Source organism: Murinocardiopsis flavida (assembly GCF_003014485.1).
GTDB classification, from domain to species: domain Bacteria; phylum Actinomycetota; class Actinomycetes; order Streptosporangiales; family Streptosporangiaceae; genus Murinocardiopsis; species Murinocardiopsis flavida.
The window spans coordinates 124,504-140,968 of the sequence record NZ_PYGA01000017.1 but is presented as its reverse complement, the minus strand read 5'-3'; the positions used below and the strand labels follow the sequence as shown (position 1 = coordinate 140,968).

The window sequence follows — 16,465 nt, the reverse complement described above, 5'->3', positions numbered from 1 at the left end:
TTCACAGCGGATCGTTGCGGCGGCGCGACCCGCGGCCGCGCTCAGAACAGCCGCTGCGCGAGCGCGACCTCGCGCAGCCGCGCCAGCGCGCGGTGCTGGGCCACGCGCACCGCTCCGGCGGTCATGCCCAGCAGGTGGCCGGTCTCATCGGCGGAGAGCCCGGCGATGACCCGCATGACGAGGAGGCGGCGCTGCTGCTCGGGGAGCATGCCGAGCAGCGCCCTGGCGCGCTCGGCCTCGATGGTGCGGACCGTGGAGTCCTCGGGGCCCGGTGCGTCGTCGGGGCGTTCGGGCACGGTGTCGGTGGGGACGTCCCGGCTCGGAGCGCGGAGGGCGTCGGCGACCTTGTGCGCCGCGATGCCGAACACGAACGCGGCGAAGGGCCTGCCGCGGTCCTGGTAGCGCGGGAGCGCGGCGAGGAGCGCGATGCAGACCTCTTGGGCGACGTCGTCGGAATAGTGGACGTAACCGGATACGCGCCCCAGGCGGGCCCGGCAGTACCGGAACACCATGGGGCGGATCTCGCGGATCAGGGAGTCCACCGCGCCGTGGTCGCCTTGGACCGCCAGCGTGGTCAGCTCATTCAGTTCTGTGTCGTCCGTTGTGCGCTGTGCGCTCGGCGGCTCTGCGAGCGCGCCCCCCGCGGCGCGTGGATCCGTCACGTATCGAATGATGCCCTCACGCGAACACTTACACGTCACGATTACCGGCAACAGAATGGTTACATTCGGGAATTTTCACCCCATAGGCGCAAAAAATGATGCGTGTCCCGGAGACAGCTCCGGGACACGCATGGTAGTACACCGGCCCCTCAGGGCCGCGGATCAGTGACCGTGGCCGTGGCCGTGTCCCGCTCCGGCGTCGTCCTCTTCCTCGGGCTTGTCGACCACCAGGACCTCGGTGGTCAGCAGCATCGCGGCGATGGACGCGGCGTTCTGCACCGCGGAACGGGTGACCTTGACGGGGTCGATGACACCCTGCCCCATGAGCTCGCCGTACTCGCCGGTCGCGGCGTTGTAGCCGTGGCCGACGGGCAGCTCGGAGATGCGGTGGGTGACGACGTAGCCCTCGGCGCCGGCGTTCTCGGCGATCCAGCGCGCCGGCTCGGGCAGGGCGCGGCGCATGATGCCGACCCCGGTGGCCTCGTCGCCGGTGAGGCCGAGGTCGTCGAGCACCGCCGCGGCGTGCACGAGCGAGGCACCGCCGCCGGCGATGATGCCCTCCTCGATCGCCGCGCGGGTCGCGGAGATGGCGTCCTCCAGGCGGTGCTTCTTCTCCTTCAGCTCCACCTCGGTGGCCGCGCCGACCTTCAGCACCGACACGCCGCCCGCGAGCTTGGCCAGGCGCTCCTGGAGCTTCTCGCGGTCCCAGTCGGAGTCGGAGTTCTCGATCTCCTTGCGGATCTGGCGGACGCGGTCGTCGACCTCGCTCTGCTCGCCGTTGCCGTCGACGATGGTCGTGGCGTCCTTGGTGATCGTGATGCGCCGGGCGCTGCCCAGCGTGTCGAGCTCGGCGTTGTCGAGTGACAGGCCGACCTCTTCGGCGATGACCTGGCCGCCGGTGAGGGTGGCGATGTCGCCCAGCATGGCCTTGCGGCGCTCGCCGAAGCCGGGCGCCTTGACGGCCGCGACGTTGAGCGCGCCGCGGATCTTGTTGAGGACCAGCGCGCCCAGGGCGTCGCCCTCGATGTCCTCGGCGATGATCAGCAGCGGCTTCTTCGACTGGACGACCTTCTCCAGCAGCGGCAGCAGCTCGTTCAGGCTGGAGATCTTGGCCTGGTGGATCAGCACGAGGGCGTCTTCGAGCACGACCTCCTGGCGCTCTCCGTCGGTGACGAAGTGCGGGGAGACGTAGCCCTTGTCGAACTGCATGCCCTCGGTGAACTCCAGGGACAGCCCGAAGGTCGGCGCCTCCTCGACGGTGATGACACCGTCCTTGCCGACCTTGTCGAACGCCTCGGCGATCAGGTCGCCGATCTGGGCGTCCTGGGCGGAGTTGGTGGCGACGTAGGCGATGTCGCCGCGCTCCTCGACCTCGCGGGCGCGTTCGAGCAGCGCCTCGGACACCTTCGCCGAGGCGGCCTCGATGCCCTTCTTCAGCGACATCGGGGACGCGCCGGCGGCCACGCTGCGCAGGCCCTGGTGGACCAGCGCCTGCGCGAGCACGGTGGCGGTGGTGGTGCCGTCGCCGGCGGCGTCGTTGGTCTTGGTGGCGACCTCCTTGACGAGCTGCGCGCCAAGGTTCTCGTAGGGGTCGTCGAGCTCGATCTCGCGCGCGACGGTCACGCCGTCGTTCGTGATGGTCGGCGCGCCGAACTTCTTGTCGATGACGACGTTGCGGCCGCGCGGGCCGAGCGTGACCTTCACGGCGTCGGCGAGGTGGTCAACACCGCGTTCGAGCGCGCGCCGGGCGTCGTCCTCGAATTCCAGGATCTTCGGCATCGGTTTGTAGTCCTCAGTCCTTGCGAGAGTTCATCGGGTGGGCGCGAAGCACCGCGGAGCGCGTGCGCGAGGCGGAGCGGCGGCGGCGCGGGGCGCCGCGCTCTCCGCTGCGGCGGCCGGAAACGAAAAGCGCTCCGGCCGGCCTGAGGCCGGCCGGAGCGTCGCAAGCGTCGACTCGGTCTCGCCCGGCAGGCGTTTCGCGCCGGTTGAGCGCCGGGAGGCGCCGGGTGTTACTTCTCGATGACCGCGAGCAGGTCGCGGGCGGAGAGGACGAGGTACTCCTCGTTGTTGTACTTGACCTCGGTGCCGCCGTACTTGCTGTACAGAACGACATCGCCGACCTTGACGTCGAGCGGGATGCGGTTCTCGCCCTCGTCGTCCCAGCGCCCCGGGCCCACGGCCAGGACCTCGCCCTCCTGGGGCTTCTCCTTGGCGGTGTCGGGGATGACCAGGCCGGAGGCGGTGGTCTGCTCGGCTTCGAGGGTCTTGACGACCACACGGTCCTCAAGCGGCTTGAGCACGGTCTTGGTCTCGGTGGCGGTCGACACGGTTGTGACCTCCCCCTTCAGGTTCGATATGTCGAAACGGCATGCTGGTAAAAGGGGCGACCACGGCGGCCTGTCGTCGCGGGTGCCAGACCGGCCTCGTCGCGGTTAGCACTCTCTCAATGAGAGTGCCAGTCCGAACAGTAGCCTTGCCCAACCGAGTCGTCAAACAACAGGTCACGGGGGAACACAACGGTGACTGGCGGAAGCCTCCCGGCATTCCGGGCGCTGCGCACACCTGCGGGAGACCGGCTGCTCGACGCCGCGGATCCGGCCGAGATCGACGCCGATCCGCTCGCCGTCGCGACCCGGCTGCGGAGCCGCCCGCTCCCCGGCGAGGACGACCTGGAGGTGCCGCGGGCCGACCTCGTCGCGGCGGCGCTCACCCAGGCGCGGCTGCGGGGCCGCGCCGCGCGCAAGTTCGGCCCGCGCGCGGCGCGCATGTACTTCACGCCGGCAGGGCTGGAGCAGGCCACCCGCCGCAGCGTCGCCGACCACCGCGCCGCGCGCATCGCCGCGGCGCTGCCCCGCGGGGCGCGCGTGGCCGACCTGTGCTGCGGCATCGGCGCCGACCTCGTCGCGCTGGCCGAAGCCGGACTCACCGTCGAAGGCGTCGACCGCGACCCCTTCACCGTCGCGGTCGCCGAGGCGAACATCGAGGCGCTGGGCCTGTCCGGATCCGCGCGGGTGCGCGAAGGCGACGCCGCGCTGGGCCGCGGCGACTACGACGCGGTGTTCTGCGACCCCGCGCGGCGGGGGGCGCGCGGCCGGATCTTCGACCCGCACGCGTACTCGCCGCCGTGGGCCGCCGTTGTCGACATCGCGCAGAGCGCCCCCGCCGCGTGCGTGAAAGCGGCCCCCGGCATCCCGCACGACCTCGTCCCCGAGGGCGCCGACGCCGAGTGGGTCTCGGTCGGCGGCGACGTGAAGGAGGCGGCGCTGTGGTTCGGCTCACTTGCCGGATCCGGGCGCCGCGCGACCCTCCTCCCCGCGGAGTCCGGCGAGCGCGCCGGGGCGCCGCCCGCGACCCTGACCGCCGACCCCGGGCTCGGCGCACCCGAAGTGCGCGCACCGGGCCGCTACCTGTACGAGCCCGACGGCGCGGTGATCCGCGCGCACCTCGTGGCCGAGGCGGCGGCCGAGGTCGACGGCGGCCTGCTCGACCCGCGGATCGCCTACATCACCTCCGACACGCTCGTCGGCACTCCGTTCAGCCGCGCTTACGCGATCGAGGAGACGGCGCCCTTTTCGCTGAAACGGCTCCGCGCGGCGGTGCGCGCACGGCAGGCCGGGAACGTAACGATTAAGAAACGCGGCTCGGCCGTCGATGTGGAGAAGCTGCGCCGCGATCTCCGGCCCGCCGGCCCCGACTCGGTGGTCGTGGTGCTCACCCGGATCGCCGAGCGGCCGGTCTACCTGCTGTGTTCCGAGGTCACAGGCCCCCAGGGGAGGAGTCCGGCGGACGCCGGCGAACCGGGAGATTGACCCGCATCCCGCGCATCGGCGGCACAGCGGCGCACCCGTGCCGAAGGGGCGCAATCCACGAGTTCGCCCATCACCACGGGCCTGTCGAAGGGTTGTCGTTACACTGAGCCCGCTGGGCCCTTATCCCCTTTTCCCGGCGACGGCTCTATCGGGGCTCGGTTCCGGTCGGCGGAACGCCGGATCCACGACCGACCGCCACGACCCGCAGTCCTACTCCACGTAGGCGCACCGTTGCCGTGAGCAATGCGCGAGTCGACGTGGTTCCCCCGATCCGCCGACCCCCCGACTCCGCCCGCCGGAGCCCTTCGAGACCCCTTCACCTCCGTCCGCCTCCGTCCGCCCGAACGGACCGAGGGCATCGCACTTCAAAGGAGCACTCGGTGGAACAGACCAACCACAACTTCCTGAACGCGGGAGGTCAGACCGGGATCTCCGACCGCATGCGGGACCTCCTCTCACGTGCGGCGCAGGACCAGATCTCCGAGCAGAAGTCGCAGGGCGCGGTCAGCGAGGAGATGCGGCAGCGGCTCGAAGGCATGGAGTGGTTGCTCAGGGAGTTCCGCGAGCGCGAGTTCACCGCCCTCACCGAGTCCGTGACCGCCGTCCAGGGCCAGGTCGACGACCTCGCCGCGCGCCCGCCCGAGTGGGCCGAGACGCTCGCCGAGCACATAGAGAAGGTCGGCGACCGGGTCAAGCCCCTCTCGGACCTGCCCACCGTGCTGAACCGCTTGCAGAGCATCGCCGACACCACGGCCCGCAGCGCAGGGAAGGTCGACGCCCTCGGCGAGCGGGTCCAGGAGGTCGCCGACGACCTGGAGACCCGGTTCAACGGCATCGACGCGGCCATGGAGGCGCTGAAGGCGCGCACCGAGGCGCTGGAGCACTCGCTCACCGGCGTCAACGAACGGCTCGCCGCCCAGCACAAGGAGACCATGGAGCGCTCCGAGGAGCGCACCGAGTCCGCGGCCGCTGCCCTCGCCGAGGCGCGCGAGTCGCTGGGCACCGCGATCTCCGAGGCAGGGGAGGCCGCGGAGCGGCAGCGGCGCGAGCACCGCGAGGCGCTCGCCGCACTCGCGGAGGAGCACCGCGACGCCGTCCTCGCCGAGTTCGGCGGCCGCCACGACGCGCTCACGTCGCGCATCGACGAGGCGAACGGCACACTCACCGCGAAGCTCGACAGCACGCAGGAGGAGCTGGCGGCCAAGGTCGGCGCGGCCCACGAAGGGCTGGCCGCCACGCTGGGCGAGAACAGCGAGACCCTCACGGCGCGGCTCGACAGCGCCAAGGAGGAGCTCACCGCCGAGCTGGGCACGACCCGCGACGGGCTGACCGCCGGGCTCACCACTGCGCAGGACGACCTCGCCGCCCGGATCGATACGGCCGGCCAGGACCTCACCGCGCGCATCGGCACCGCCCAGGACGAACTCACCACCAAGCTCGACACCGCCGGCCAGGACCTCACCGCGCGCATCGACACCGCCCAGGACGAACTCACCACCAAGCTCGACGACACCGGCACCCGCGTCGACGGCGCGATCGCCGACGGCGTCCGGTCGCTCGACACCCGCGCCGACGAGCGGCACGCCGAATCCGCCGCGAAGGCAGCGGAGCGCCACGACGCCGCCACCGCGGCGCTGGGCGAGGCCCGCACCGGCCTCGGCGAGTCCATCGCCGACGGTGTGCGCACACTCGGCGAGCGGGCCGAGGCGGACCGCGAGCAGCTCACGGCGAAGGTCGCCGAGAGCGCCGAGTTCCTCGGCACCCAGGCCGAGGAGAACCACGCCGAGGCCACCGCCGCTGTCGCGGACGTCAGCGGAGTGCTCGCCACCATGGGCGAGTCCACCGACGAGAAGCTGAACGAACTGCGCGGGCACGTCCGCCAGCAGCTCAGTGAGCTGCACGAGCAACTCGAACTCCAGCGGGCCGAGGTGCGTGAGCGCGACGAGCACAACCACGAGCTGGCCGCCGCCTCCCTCGCGGAGAACGCCGAGTCCAGCGCCGCGAAGAGCGAGGAGCGGCACACCGCCCAGATCGAACGCCTGGAGCAGCTCCGCGCCGCCGTCGAGGAGCGGTTCGACCGCCAGGACCGCGAACTGACCGGCAAGGTCGACGCGCACATCGAGGCGGTCAACAACCGGTTCGAGCACAACATCGGGCGGCTCGCCGACCGCTTCGACACCTTCGAGGGGCACTTCGAGGGCAGTTTCGAGGGCGTCGAAGGCCGGTTCGAGGGCCTGAACGGCCGCCTCGACGGCATCGAAGGGCGCGTCACGGGGGTCGACGGCCAGTTCGACGGTGTCGACGGCCGCCTGGAGGCCCTTGACGACCGGCTGGAGTCGCTGAACCAGCGCCTCGGCCAGCTCCCCGCCTCCCTTGAGGTCAGCGAGGTGCACCGGCGCCTGACCGAGCTGGTCGACCGGCCGGTGATCGACAACTCCGACCGCCTCGACGCGATCGATCAGCGCCTGGTCGACGCCCTCGAGCCGCTCCTCACCGAGCTGCGGGCGCGCCCCGACCGCCACGAGTTCGAGGAGACCATCAGCGAGGCCGTCGAGACCTCGCACGACGACGTCACCAAGCGGCTCGCCTCCCTGGAGGAGACCATGCTCGCCCTGGCCGAGGCCCTCCTGCGCCCCGGCCGCGACGGCAAGAAGAAGAAGCGCGCCGCCGCCGTCGAGGACGACGAGGACGACGAGTAGTCCCCGAGGAGGACGCCGGCCCGGCCCCAGGGGCGGCCCACCAAGGGCCGCCCCACCCTTGTCTCAGGCCCCCGAGCCGGCATCGAAAGGCCGCCGGGGAACCGCCTGGGGGCGGTGCCGGCGTGCGGGTCCCCGGGTGTCGCCGTGGGGGCGGGGGTGCCTGGTCAGCCGGCCAGTGGCTGGCCGACCGGGAGGGACGTGTCGGTCGCCAGGGAGAGGGGCGACGGCGGGAGGCCGGCGGCGACGACCTCGGCGCCCAGCGCGGCGATCATGGCGCCGTTGTCGGTGCACAGGCGCGGGCGCGGCACCCGGAGTTCGATCCCCGCCGCCTCGCACCGCTGCGCGGCGAGGGCGCGCAGCCGGGAGTTCGCCGCCACCCCGCCGCTGACGATGAGGGTCCGCACCCCGTGGGCGCGGCAGGCGTCGACCGCCTTCGCGGTGAGCACGTCGACGACCGCCTCCTGGAACGCCGCGGCGACGTCGGGCACCGACAACGCGGCGCCGCTGCGGTCGGCGTCCTCCACCCAGCGGGCGACGGCGGTCTTGAGCCCGGAGAACGAGAAGTCGAAGCTGCCGTCGCCCCACTTGCCGCGCGGGAAGCGGATCGCCGAGGGGTCGCCCCCGGCGGCAGCGGCGTCGATGGGCGGGCCGCCCGGGTAGGGCAGCCCCAGCAGCCGCGCCACCTTGTCGTACGCCTCACCGGCGGCGTCGTCGACGGTGTCGCCGAGCTGGACGACGTCGGTGGCGAGGTCGCGGACCAGCAGCAGCGACGTGTGCCCGCCCGACACCAGCAGCGCGACGGCCGGCTTCGGCACCGGGCCGTGCTCCAACTGGTCGACCGCCACGTGCCCGACCAGGTGGTTGACCCCGTACAGCGGCTTTCCGGCCGCGTAGGCGTAGGCCTTCGCGGCCGAGACACCGACCAGCAGCGCACCGGCCAGGCCGGGCCCCGCCGTGACGGCGATCGCGTCGACGTCGGCGAGCCGCACCCCGGCGGAGTCGAGCGCCCGCCGCACGGTGGGGGTCATGGCCTCCAGGTGCGCGCGGCTCGCGACCTCGGGGACGACGCCGCCGAACCGGGCGTGCTCGTCGACGCTGGACGCCACGTCGTCGCCCAGGAGTTCGCAGCCGCGCACCAGGGCGGCCCCGGTCTCGTCGCAGGAGGTCTCGATCCCCAGGATCAGCGGCAGGTCATAGGTGCTCATCGCGTCTTCCCGTTCGCAGGCGCCCGATCGGCGGGCGCGTCGTCGTGTGCGGCGGCGGGGCGGGGCCGGTCGCCACTCCCGCCCTGGGCGCCGTGCGCGGCGGAGCCCGGGCTCACCCGGACGCCCCGTCCGCGTCACCGGGCTTGGGCGCGGAGCGGCACATCACAATGGCGTCCTCGTCGGCGTAGTAGCCCTTGCGCAGGCCCACCTGCACGAAGCCGAAACGCGTGTAGAGGTCCTTCGCGCGCCGGTTCTCGGCGCGGACCTCCAGGAACACCTCGGTGCTCGCGCGCGCCGCTGCTTCGGCGAGCAGGCCCTCCAGCAGCAGCGTCCCGACGCCGCGGCCCTGCCAGGCAGGGTCGACGGCGATGGTCTGCACGTCGCCTTCAGGGGGGACCGACCGCAGGCCCGCGTAGCCCACGATGCCGGGCCCCGCGGGGTCCTCCGCCACCAGGTAGTACCGGGAGTCGTGGGACAGCTCGTCGCGGAGCATCCCCTCGCTCCAGGCGTCCTTGGGGAACAGGGACCGCTCCAGCTCCATGACCGGCGCGACATCGGCGACCGTCATGGGCCGCACGGCGGCCGCGGCGTTCACGCCTGCCACTGCCGCACCTTCTTCGGTCCGCCGGGTTCGACGGCGTCGGGGCGGCGCAGGTACAGCGGCCGCGGTTCGGGGAGCGGTTCGCCCGCTGCCAGTGCGCGCAGGGCGAACCCGCCCACGTGGGCCGCCGAGGGGTAGAGGGGTTCGGCCGCCGCGGGGGCGTCGCCGTCGAGTCCGAACTCCGCCGGGTACATCAGCGCGCCCTGCCCGATCGCGGGCAGGCCGCCGGTGTCGATCTCGGCGGGCCGGTCGACCCGGATCTCGCCGGTGCGGGTGCGGGCGTCGGCGTAGCGGGCCCAGAACACCTCCTTGCGGCGGGCGTCGGTCGCCGCCACGAAGGGGGTGTCGCGCCCGGAGCCCAGCGCGAGGGCGTCGAGTGTGTGCACGCCGTGGCAGGCGATGCCGAGCGCGTCGGCGAGGGCGTGCGCGGTCGCGAGCCCCACCCGCAGCCCTGTGTAGGGGCCGGGGCCGATCCCGACGGCGATGTGGGTGAGGTCGGCGGGGCGCGCCCCGGCCTGCTCGACCACCGCCGCGATACCGGGGGCGAGGAGTTCGCCGTGGCGGCGGGCGTCGACCGAGGACGCCTGCGCGCGGACCCGCGCACCGTCGCCGTCGGGTTCGCAGACGGCCATGGTGACGGCGGGGGTGGCGGTGTCGAAGGCGAGCAGCAGCACGGCGTTCAGCCCATTCCTGTGAGGGCACCGACCCAGCGGGCACCGACCGCGGTGAGCCTGACGGCGCGCGTGTCATCGGGGCGGCGCTCGATCGCGATTTCGAGGCGGGCCTCGCTCAGCTCCTCCGCGACGTTCTCGCCCCACTCCACGACCGTCACGGAGTCGGGCAGCCCGGCGTCGAGGTCGAGGTCGTCGAGTTCCTCGGCGCGGCCCAGGCGGTAGGCGTCGACGTGGACGAGGTCGGGTCCCCCGTTGAGCGACGGGTGCGTGCGCGCGATGACGAACGTCGGCGAGGTGACCCGGCCGCGCACTCCGAGCGCAGCGGCGAGGCCCTGGGTGAAGGTGGTCTTGCCCGCGCCGAGCGGACCGGACAGGATCAGCAGGTCGCCCGCTCGGGCGAGGGCCGCGACGCGGCCGCCGAGCGCGCGCATGTCGGCGTCTGTCGCCGCCACGACGTCCTGGGCGTATGCGCCGTCGTCGCTGCGGGCTGCGGGGTCATGGGTGGTCTCGATCATGCGCTCACGGGGTCGTATGCGTGGGTGACGCCGCCGGTCGGTGCGGGCGCGGGGCGCGCAGGGCGTCATGCGGCCGGTGTCGCCGCACGACTCCAGGGTAGGCACTTTCCGGAGTCGTTGCGGCTGCCGTGCTCACCCGCGCGCACCGGCGCCGTCCGGCCGCGTGTAGCCGCGGGGGACCCGGGCGCCGATCCGGGTGACGATCTCGTAGGGGATCGTGTCGAGGACGTCGGCCCAGTCCTGCGCGGTGGCCTCGCCGTCGTCGCCGGGGCCGAACAGCACCGCGTGGTCGCCGGGCCGGGCGTTGTCGTCGCCGATGTCGAGCATGAACTGGTCCATGCACACGGTCCCCGCGATGGTGCGGCGGCGCCCGGCGGCGAGCACCGGGCCCTTGTTGGTCGCGGCGCGCGGCACCCCGTCGGCGTAGCCGAGCGGCACGAGGGCGAGCGAGGTGGGGCGGTCGGTGGTGTACCGGTGCCCGTAGGACACCCCCGCACCGGCCGGGACCCGCTTGACCAGCGCGATCTCGGAGCGCAGTGTCATGGCCGGGCGCAGCCCGGTGTCGGGCAGGCCGGGGATGGGGCTCAGGCCGTAGGACGCGATGCCCAGCCGGACGAGGTCGAAGTGCGACTCGGGCAGGGTGAGGGCCGCTGCGGAGTTGGCGATGTGCCGCACCTCGGGGCGCAGTCCTGCCTTCTCCGCCTGCGCCAGTGCCTCGTGGAACGCGGCGATCTGCGCACCGATGGACGGGTGCCCGGGTTCGTCGGAGCAGGCGAAGTGCGAGAACACCCCGATGACCTCGATCTGCTCCGCCGCCTCCGCGCGGGCCGCCGCCGCGGTCGCCGCGGGCCACTCGGCCGGCATGATCCCGCCGCGGCCCAGCCCGGTGTCGGCCTTGAGGTGGACGCGGGCGGTGCGGCCGGCGGCACCGGCCGCGGCGATCACGGCGTCGAGGACGGGGAGGGAGCTCACCCCCAGGTCGATTCCCACGGCGATGGCCTCGGACAGGGGCGCGCTCGGCGGCAGGATCCAGGCGACCACCGGCACGGTGATCCCGGCGCGGCGCAGCTCCAGCGCCTCCTCGACGAGCGCCGTACCCAACCAGGTGGCGCCGCCGTCGAGCATGGCGCGCGCGGCCGGCAGCATCCCGTGGCCGTACCCGTCGGCCTTGACGACGCCCATGGCCTGGGCGTGCGGCGCGCGCGCACGCAAGGCGGCGACGTTGCCGCTGATGGCGCCCAGGTCGATGTGGGCTTCGGCGAAATGAGGCATGCGCCAAGTCTGGCACGCCCGCCACGCCTACGAAGGCCGTCCGCCAGGGCCCGCACGGGAAAATCACCGCCCGTCAGACCGGCGGGGTGGTACCACGGGTATTCGCACTCCATGGGTGACACGATGCGGATCAATGCCAAGGGCCAGGTGACCATTCCCGCGGCGCTGCGGTCCAGGTTCGGCTCGCGCCAAGGCGACGAGGTCGACGTGGTGGCGGACGGCGAGGCGCCGCGGATCGTCCGCGTGCCCGGCAGGGACACCCGTGGACGGCGGATGGTCCGGCGGCTGCGCGTCAGCAGAACAGCGCCGGACACCGCGGGGATGAGCACCGACGAACTGATGGCACTGCTCCGCGGTTGAGGGCGGCCCACCGCACGCCCACTTGTTCGCCTATCTCGACGAACCGGTTCCCTGTGACCGCGGCTGGACCTTCGGTGTTCTTGGGCCGCAGCTCTGCGGGACGGCCTTGTCTCCGGGCGGCATGCGCGTGGTCTGCGGGAAAAGCGGCACCAAGGGCGGTGGGTGGGCGCTTCCGTCCGGTTCTCTTGCTGATCTTGACGAAAAACCGTTCCCTCGACCGCGATTGAGGGAACACTTTCGTCAAGATCAGCGGGGGAATGCGGAGGAATCAGACATCGGGAAGGTGACCGCGGCCCCGGACATCCGCCGCCCTCGGTGCCGCTCCCCCCACCCGGGAACCGTGCCGCGCACCGCTCACCCCGAGCACCCGCCGCCCTTGGCGCCGCTCTTCCCCAAGACGACGGTGGGCCGCCTGCGGACAAGGCCGCTCAGTGGACGGGGCACGTCCGTGCACCACGCCTGGCAGCCGAGGTTCGACGATCGCTGTCGGAGCCACCGTCCGGCCGTTCGGATCATCGCGCCTGGGTAGTGCCCGATCCGGGGGGTGAGGGGCGGGTTCGGCGCTTCAGCAGGGTGTCGGTGCTCTTCGGGAGCGCCATGCCCACCAGGGCCGCGACCCCGTAGGGCACCTGGCCGGGCGCCAGCGCGCCGAGGAACGACCCGGTGGCGCGGCCGGGCGCGCGCAGGAAGTGCCGGAGGCTCGGCTTGGCGTAGGGCACGCTCCAGCCGCTGACCAGGAGGCCGAGCATCGACGCCAGCCCGGCGAACAGCCATGCCCGCTCGGCGGCGGAGAGGGTGCCGATCCAGTCGGTCGCCTCGCGCATGAGGAGCAGGGCGTAGGCGCCGTTCTCCGGCGCGGCCGCCGGCCCGGGTCCCGGCGCGACGAGCAGTACGGGGACCATGACGGCCGCCGCCGCGACGGCAGCGGCCCCGGCGGCGCGCGGGCCCACACCCATGGCGGTCGCGAGCTCCGTCTCCGTCTCGGCGAGCTCCTCGCGGCTCGGGCTGCGGCGCCACGCCTTCGCCCCGGCGCGCGCCGCGCCCATGGCGAAGCCCCGCCGCTGGCGCAGGAACCGCCAGGCCGTGAACAGGGTGTCGGGGCCGCGCGAGGCCGCGACCAGCGTCACGTTGAACTCGTGCAGCATCGACGACGCCGCCTCCGCCAGGGTCACCGGAACCCGTGCCCAGCCCAGCGCCACCCGCCGGAAACCGGGCGCGATGTCGCCGGGTACGCGCACCCGCGCCCGCACCGCCCGGCCGCGCGCCCAGCGCAGCAGCCCGGTCAAGGGCGCGCGCCCCGGCAGCCGCGGTGTGGTGTCGGCGCCGAGCCGGGCGATCCGGAAGTCCATGACGACCGCCGCGACGAGCAGCAGGAGGAGCAGCCAGCGTGTGGCGAAGCCGTTGCCGACCAGGGCGAACATGAACGCGGTGACGGCTGTGGGGTCGAGCTGCGCCATGGCGGCGTTGTAGTTCAGGTGCTCCAGCGCCGCGATCCCGATGGCGATCGGAGGGAGCAGCCAGAGCCACACCCCGTACATGCGCCGGCCGACGACCGCGAGCCCGACCGCACCCCCGACAAGCGCGGCGGTCACCCCGTGGCCGGAGAAGCGGATCCCCTCAACGGGGAGTTCCACACCGCCGGGCAGCAGGGCGAACACGCCGAGCCGGCCCGGCGACCAGCCCTCCGTCCCGCTGCCGATCGTCGCGGCCGTGAGCATGAGCTGCTCGGCGAGGTGGAACCCCGCTCCGGCGGCGGCGGCGAGCAGCAGGAAGTCGACCGCAGCGAGGCGCTTGACCTGGCGCCGCGCCACCAGCCAGCACAGCAGCAGCGGAGCGAACTTGGCGATCTCCTCCACCGGGACCGCGATGTAGGCGTAGGCGTACTGGTCCTCGGGGTCGAAGCCGACGGCCCCGGCGAACGCCAGTTCCACCAGCGCGATGGGCCACGCCATAAGCGCGCCCAACGCGATCACCCGGACCAGCGCCGCGAAGCTCACGGTGCGCGAGCGTGCGGGCAGCGCGAGCTGGGCGAGCAGCCACAGCGTCCCCAGCAGCAGCGGGACCGTCGCCGAGACGCCGGGGGCGAACAGTGTGGCGAGGACCAGCACCGCGACCAGGAGCCACCCCCACACGCCGCGCAGGGCGCCGAACGCGGCCGCGGCGCGGGGCGCGCCCTCGCGGACGCGGGCCGCGCGCGCGTGGACGCGCTCGGCCAGGTCGGGTCCTGGGCCGCGTCTGGCGCCGCGCGCGTGCCGACCGCCCTGCTCCAGGCAGTTGTAGTGGTGGGCGGCGCGCAGCAGGTCCGGGTCGCGGCTCAGCCGCGCCTCGTCGGCGAACTCGATGCGGGCGCGGGCGATGTCGGCGCCCACGAAGGTCCGGACGAAGTCGTCCGGACCGACAGCGACGGTCAGCATGGAGGCGGTCACCAGGATCGCCGCCGACGTGTCCTCGACGACCACGAGGAAGTCGGTCGGTTCGCTGCCCCACTCGCGGATCAGCTCGATCAGGACGGCCGTGTCGGTGGGCACCTGGGTGACCGGCTCGTACGCGTGCTCGGCGCGGGTGCGGCAGACCAGCAGGTGGTCCACCCCGACGGCGCGGCCGGCGTTGACGATGGCGCTGAGGAGCGTGGTGTCGCGCGCGGCGGTGAAGGGCGCGACGACCTTGTGGTCGGTGCGCAACCAGTGTTCGTCGAACTCCGTCGCGTTGGCGCAGAGGCGCAATACGAGATCGCGCGTGAGCATGGCCTGTTCGTCCATTGCCCTCGATTTTCCGTGACCCGATCCGACAGATGTCCCGTGCCCCCGGTGCGCTCCGCCCGTTGTGCGCCGAACCGAGTATGCACCAGCGTGCCTCTCGGGCACAGCCGGGCACCGGGGAGGTACGGTTCCGCACCGCGTACCGGACCCCGTCCTCGGGGGCAGCGGCGGCGGGGGCGGCCCTCCCCGGCCTCCCCCGCACGGCCCGTCCGTACACCCCGCCCGTGCCTACGGGACGCTGTGGCGGACGCCCGGACGCCCCGTCCTCACGCCCCGGCGCCGCGCACCGGGCGCGGCGTCATCGGACCAGCGCCGAAGGCGTCCCCGGCGAACCGGACACTGCGCCGGACGCCCGGCAGGGCGAGCGCCCACCCTGCCAGCGCCCACCCCAGGTGCAGGTGCTCCAGTGCGCGCGCGAGCGCCTCGGGCCCCGATGCCGCCACCCCGTCGGCGCCCACGTAGGCCATGCGACGCAGCGGTTCGGGGTGGTCCTCCGCGGCCCGGATGCGCAGCGCCACCGGATCCCGCGCGGCCAGCCACCGCGCCAGCCCCGAGCACATCGTGCAGCCTTCGGCGAGGTAGACCACCGCGTCCGGGCGGCCGGGCCAGGGCCGCAGCCGGGGCAGCCACGGGCGCACGCCCGCCCGGTAGCGGGCCCAGCGGGCGCCGTGCGCCGCGGCGAGTTCGGCGCCCTCGTGCCAGGCCGCGAAGCCCGCCCCGTAGCCGACGGCGACGGCGGTGCCGACGAGCAGCCGCGGGTCGGCGCAGAGCACGGCGCAGCAGGCGTAGCCGAGCGCCATACTGAGCTGCATGGGGTTGCGCACGTAGGCGTAGGGGCCGCCGGTGACGAGCCTGCGAGGGGGGTCGTAGGGCAGTGGGGTGCCGCGGCCGACAGCGGCGAACTCGCGCGCCGCGGCCAGCCCGGGGAGCAGCACGGCGCCGAGCACCTGGAGTCCCGCGCCCGCCACGGCGTCGGACCATGGGACGCGGACCTCCAGCAGGTGCAGCGGCAGCCCCAGCATCAGGGCACCGGCGAGGACGGCCTGCGCCCACATCCGCGCGGTGACGCGGGTCCCCCGGCGGGTCCAGCGGGCGAGCAGGACGGCGGGGAGCAGGCAGCAGGCGAGCGCGACGGCCTCCCCCAGCAGCCACGACTTACCGAGGACGACCACCGGCGCGCCGAGCGGCATCACGGCGGCGTCGATCCAGCCGAAGGCCGCGACCGTCAGTACGACCTCGGCGGCCCCGCCGCGTCCCGCTGTCGCGCCCCGGTCGACGAGCGCGGGGAGGGCGCCCCACAGCACGGCCCAGCCCAGCCAGAGGTCGACGGGCAGGCCGCGCGCCAGTGCCCCGTCCGCGTGGAAGGTCCACCAGCCCACGTGGACGGCGAGCAGGTTGAGGGCGTACAGCGATGCGGCGCACCACGCGGTGCCGACGATCGCGGCCGCAACGGCGGCGCGGCCGGGGGGCCGCACGGCGGCGATCGCCAGCGCGGCGAGGAGCGGCCCGAAGAACGCGACCGCGCGGATCAGCGCCGGATCGGCCATGGTCGTCTCCCTGGTGGTGATCGGTGGGCGTCAGGTTGTGGTGATGGGTCGGGGTCTCGCGGTCGCCAGTGCGACGTCCGTGCGGGGTACAGGTCTGGCGGGCATCTTCAGCGTGGTGCTTCGCGCCGCCGGGTGCTTCGCAACCGCGACGGCAGCCAACCCCCGCGCCACAGCACCCCGTGCGGCCGCCGCCCCTTTGCGACCGCTCCCGCGCCGCGGCGCCCCACGCGACCGCGGCCCCCGCGCCACACACCCCAACCACGGCGCCCCTTGCGGCCGCCGCCCCCTCGCCACAGAGCCCCTTGCGACCGCGGCCCCCGCGCCGTGGCGCTCCTCGCGGCCACGGTGCCCTTGGCGCGCTG

13 protein-coding genes are annotated in these 16,465 nt (G+C 73.8%); 3 read left to right on the top strand and 10 right to left on the bottom strand.

All coding sequences use genetic code 11. From position 1 onward, the window contains the following. Positions 1–41 precede the first annotated feature (41 nt). The 3 genes from CLV63_RS22710 to groES form a co-directional block, all read right to left on the bottom strand. A complete protein-coding gene (locus CLV63_RS22710; protein WP_106585207.1) occupies positions 42–662 on the bottom strand; it encodes a sigma-70 family RNA polymerase sigma factor in 621 nt (206 codons plus the stop codon). A gap of 162 nt (positions 663–824) precedes the next feature. Further along, on the bottom strand, positions 825–2,441 hold the full coding sequence (gene groL, locus CLV63_RS22705) for a chaperonin GroEL (protein WP_106585206.1): 1,617 nt from the start codon (positions 2,439–2,441) through the stop codon (positions 825–827). A gap of 230 nt (positions 2,442–2,671) precedes the next feature. Continuing rightward, positions 2,672–2,989, bottom strand: a complete 318-nt coding sequence (gene groES, locus CLV63_RS22700; protein ID WP_106585205.1) for a co-chaperone GroES — start codon at positions 2,987–2,989, stop codon at positions 2,672–2,674. A 192-nt stretch (positions 2,990–3,181) separates the two neighbouring features. Here groES and CLV63_RS22695 point away from each other — a divergent pair, with 192 nt between their 5' ends. Together CLV63_RS22695 and CLV63_RS22690 are read left to right on the top strand one after the other, a co-directional pair. Then, positions 3,182–4,471 carry a class I SAM-dependent methyltransferase gene (locus tag CLV63_RS22695; RefSeq protein ID WP_106585204.1) on the top strand — a complete coding sequence of 430 codons (1,290 nt, stop codon included), beginning with the start codon at positions 3,182–3,184 and terminating at the stop codon, positions 4,469–4,471. Positions 4,472–4,851: 380 nt separating this feature from the next. Then, complete coding sequence (locus CLV63_RS22690; RefSeq protein WP_106585203.1) at positions 4,852–7,170, top strand: apolipoprotein A-IV repeat region-like domain-containing protein; 2,319 nt, start codon at positions 4,852–4,854, stop codon at positions 7,168–7,170. Positions 7,171–7,334: 164 nt separating this feature from the next. Here the strand turns inward: CLV63_RS22690 and tsaD are convergent, their stop codons facing one another. The 5 genes from tsaD to alr all read right to left on the bottom strand — a co-directional run bounded on the left by tsaD (position 7,335) and on the right by alr (position 11,437). Next, on the bottom strand, positions 7,335–8,375 hold the full coding sequence (gene tsaD / locus CLV63_RS22685) for a tRNA (adenosine(37)-N6)-threonylcarbamoyltransferase complex transferase subunit TsaD (RefSeq protein WP_106585202.1): 1,041 nt from the start codon (positions 8,373–8,375) through the stop codon (positions 7,335–7,337). Positions 8,376–8,487: 112 nt separating this feature from the next. Then, a complete protein-coding gene (gene rimI, locus CLV63_RS22680; RefSeq protein ID WP_106585201.1) occupies positions 8,488–8,979 on the bottom strand; it encodes a ribosomal protein S18-alanine N-acetyltransferase in 492 nt (163 codons plus the stop codon). Beyond that, a complete protein-coding gene (gene tsaB, locus CLV63_RS22675; RefSeq protein WP_106585200.1) occupies positions 8,967–9,650 on the bottom strand; it encodes a tRNA (adenosine(37)-N6)-threonylcarbamoyltransferase complex dimerization subunit type 1 TsaB in 684 nt (227 codons plus the stop codon). Before tsaB ends, rimI begins: the two co-directional genes overlap by 13 nt. A 5-nt stretch (positions 9,651–9,655) precedes the next feature. Continuing rightward, complete coding sequence (gene tsaE / locus CLV63_RS22670; protein ID WP_106585199.1) at positions 9,656–10,165, bottom strand: tRNA (adenosine(37)-N6)-threonylcarbamoyltransferase complex ATPase subunit type 1 TsaE; 510 nt, start codon at positions 10,163–10,165, stop codon at positions 9,656–9,658. 132 nt (positions 10,166–10,297) lie between these two features. After that, positions 10,298–11,437 carry an alanine racemase gene (alr, locus tag CLV63_RS22665; RefSeq protein ID WP_106585198.1) on the bottom strand — a complete coding sequence of 380 codons (1,140 nt, stop codon included), beginning with the start codon at positions 11,435–11,437 and terminating at the stop codon, positions 10,298–10,300. A gap of 111 nt (positions 11,438–11,548) precedes the next feature. Here alr and CLV63_RS22660 point away from each other — a divergent pair, with 111 nt between their 5' ends. Further along, positions 11,549–11,797 carry an AbrB/MazE/SpoVT family DNA-binding domain-containing protein gene (locus CLV63_RS22660; protein WP_211301423.1) on the top strand — a complete coding sequence of 83 codons (249 nt, stop codon included), beginning with the start codon at positions 11,549–11,551 and terminating at the stop codon, positions 11,795–11,797. Positions 11,798–12,309: 512 nt separating this feature from the next. On the opposite strand, the gene CLV63_RS22655 is transcribed toward CLV63_RS22660, so the two are convergent. Together CLV63_RS22655 and CLV63_RS22650 are read right to left on the bottom strand one after the other, a co-directional pair. Next, entirely contained in the window at positions 12,310–14,556 is a 2,247-nt protein-coding gene (locus CLV63_RS22655) for a PrsW family intramembrane metalloprotease (protein WP_106585197.1), read from the bottom strand. Between the two features lie 266 nt (positions 14,557–14,822). Then, positions 14,823–16,103, bottom strand: a complete 1,281-nt coding sequence (locus CLV63_RS22650; protein WP_106585196.1) for a methyltransferase — start codon at positions 16,101–16,103, stop codon at positions 14,823–14,825. Positions 16,104–16,465 lie beyond the last annotated feature (362 nt).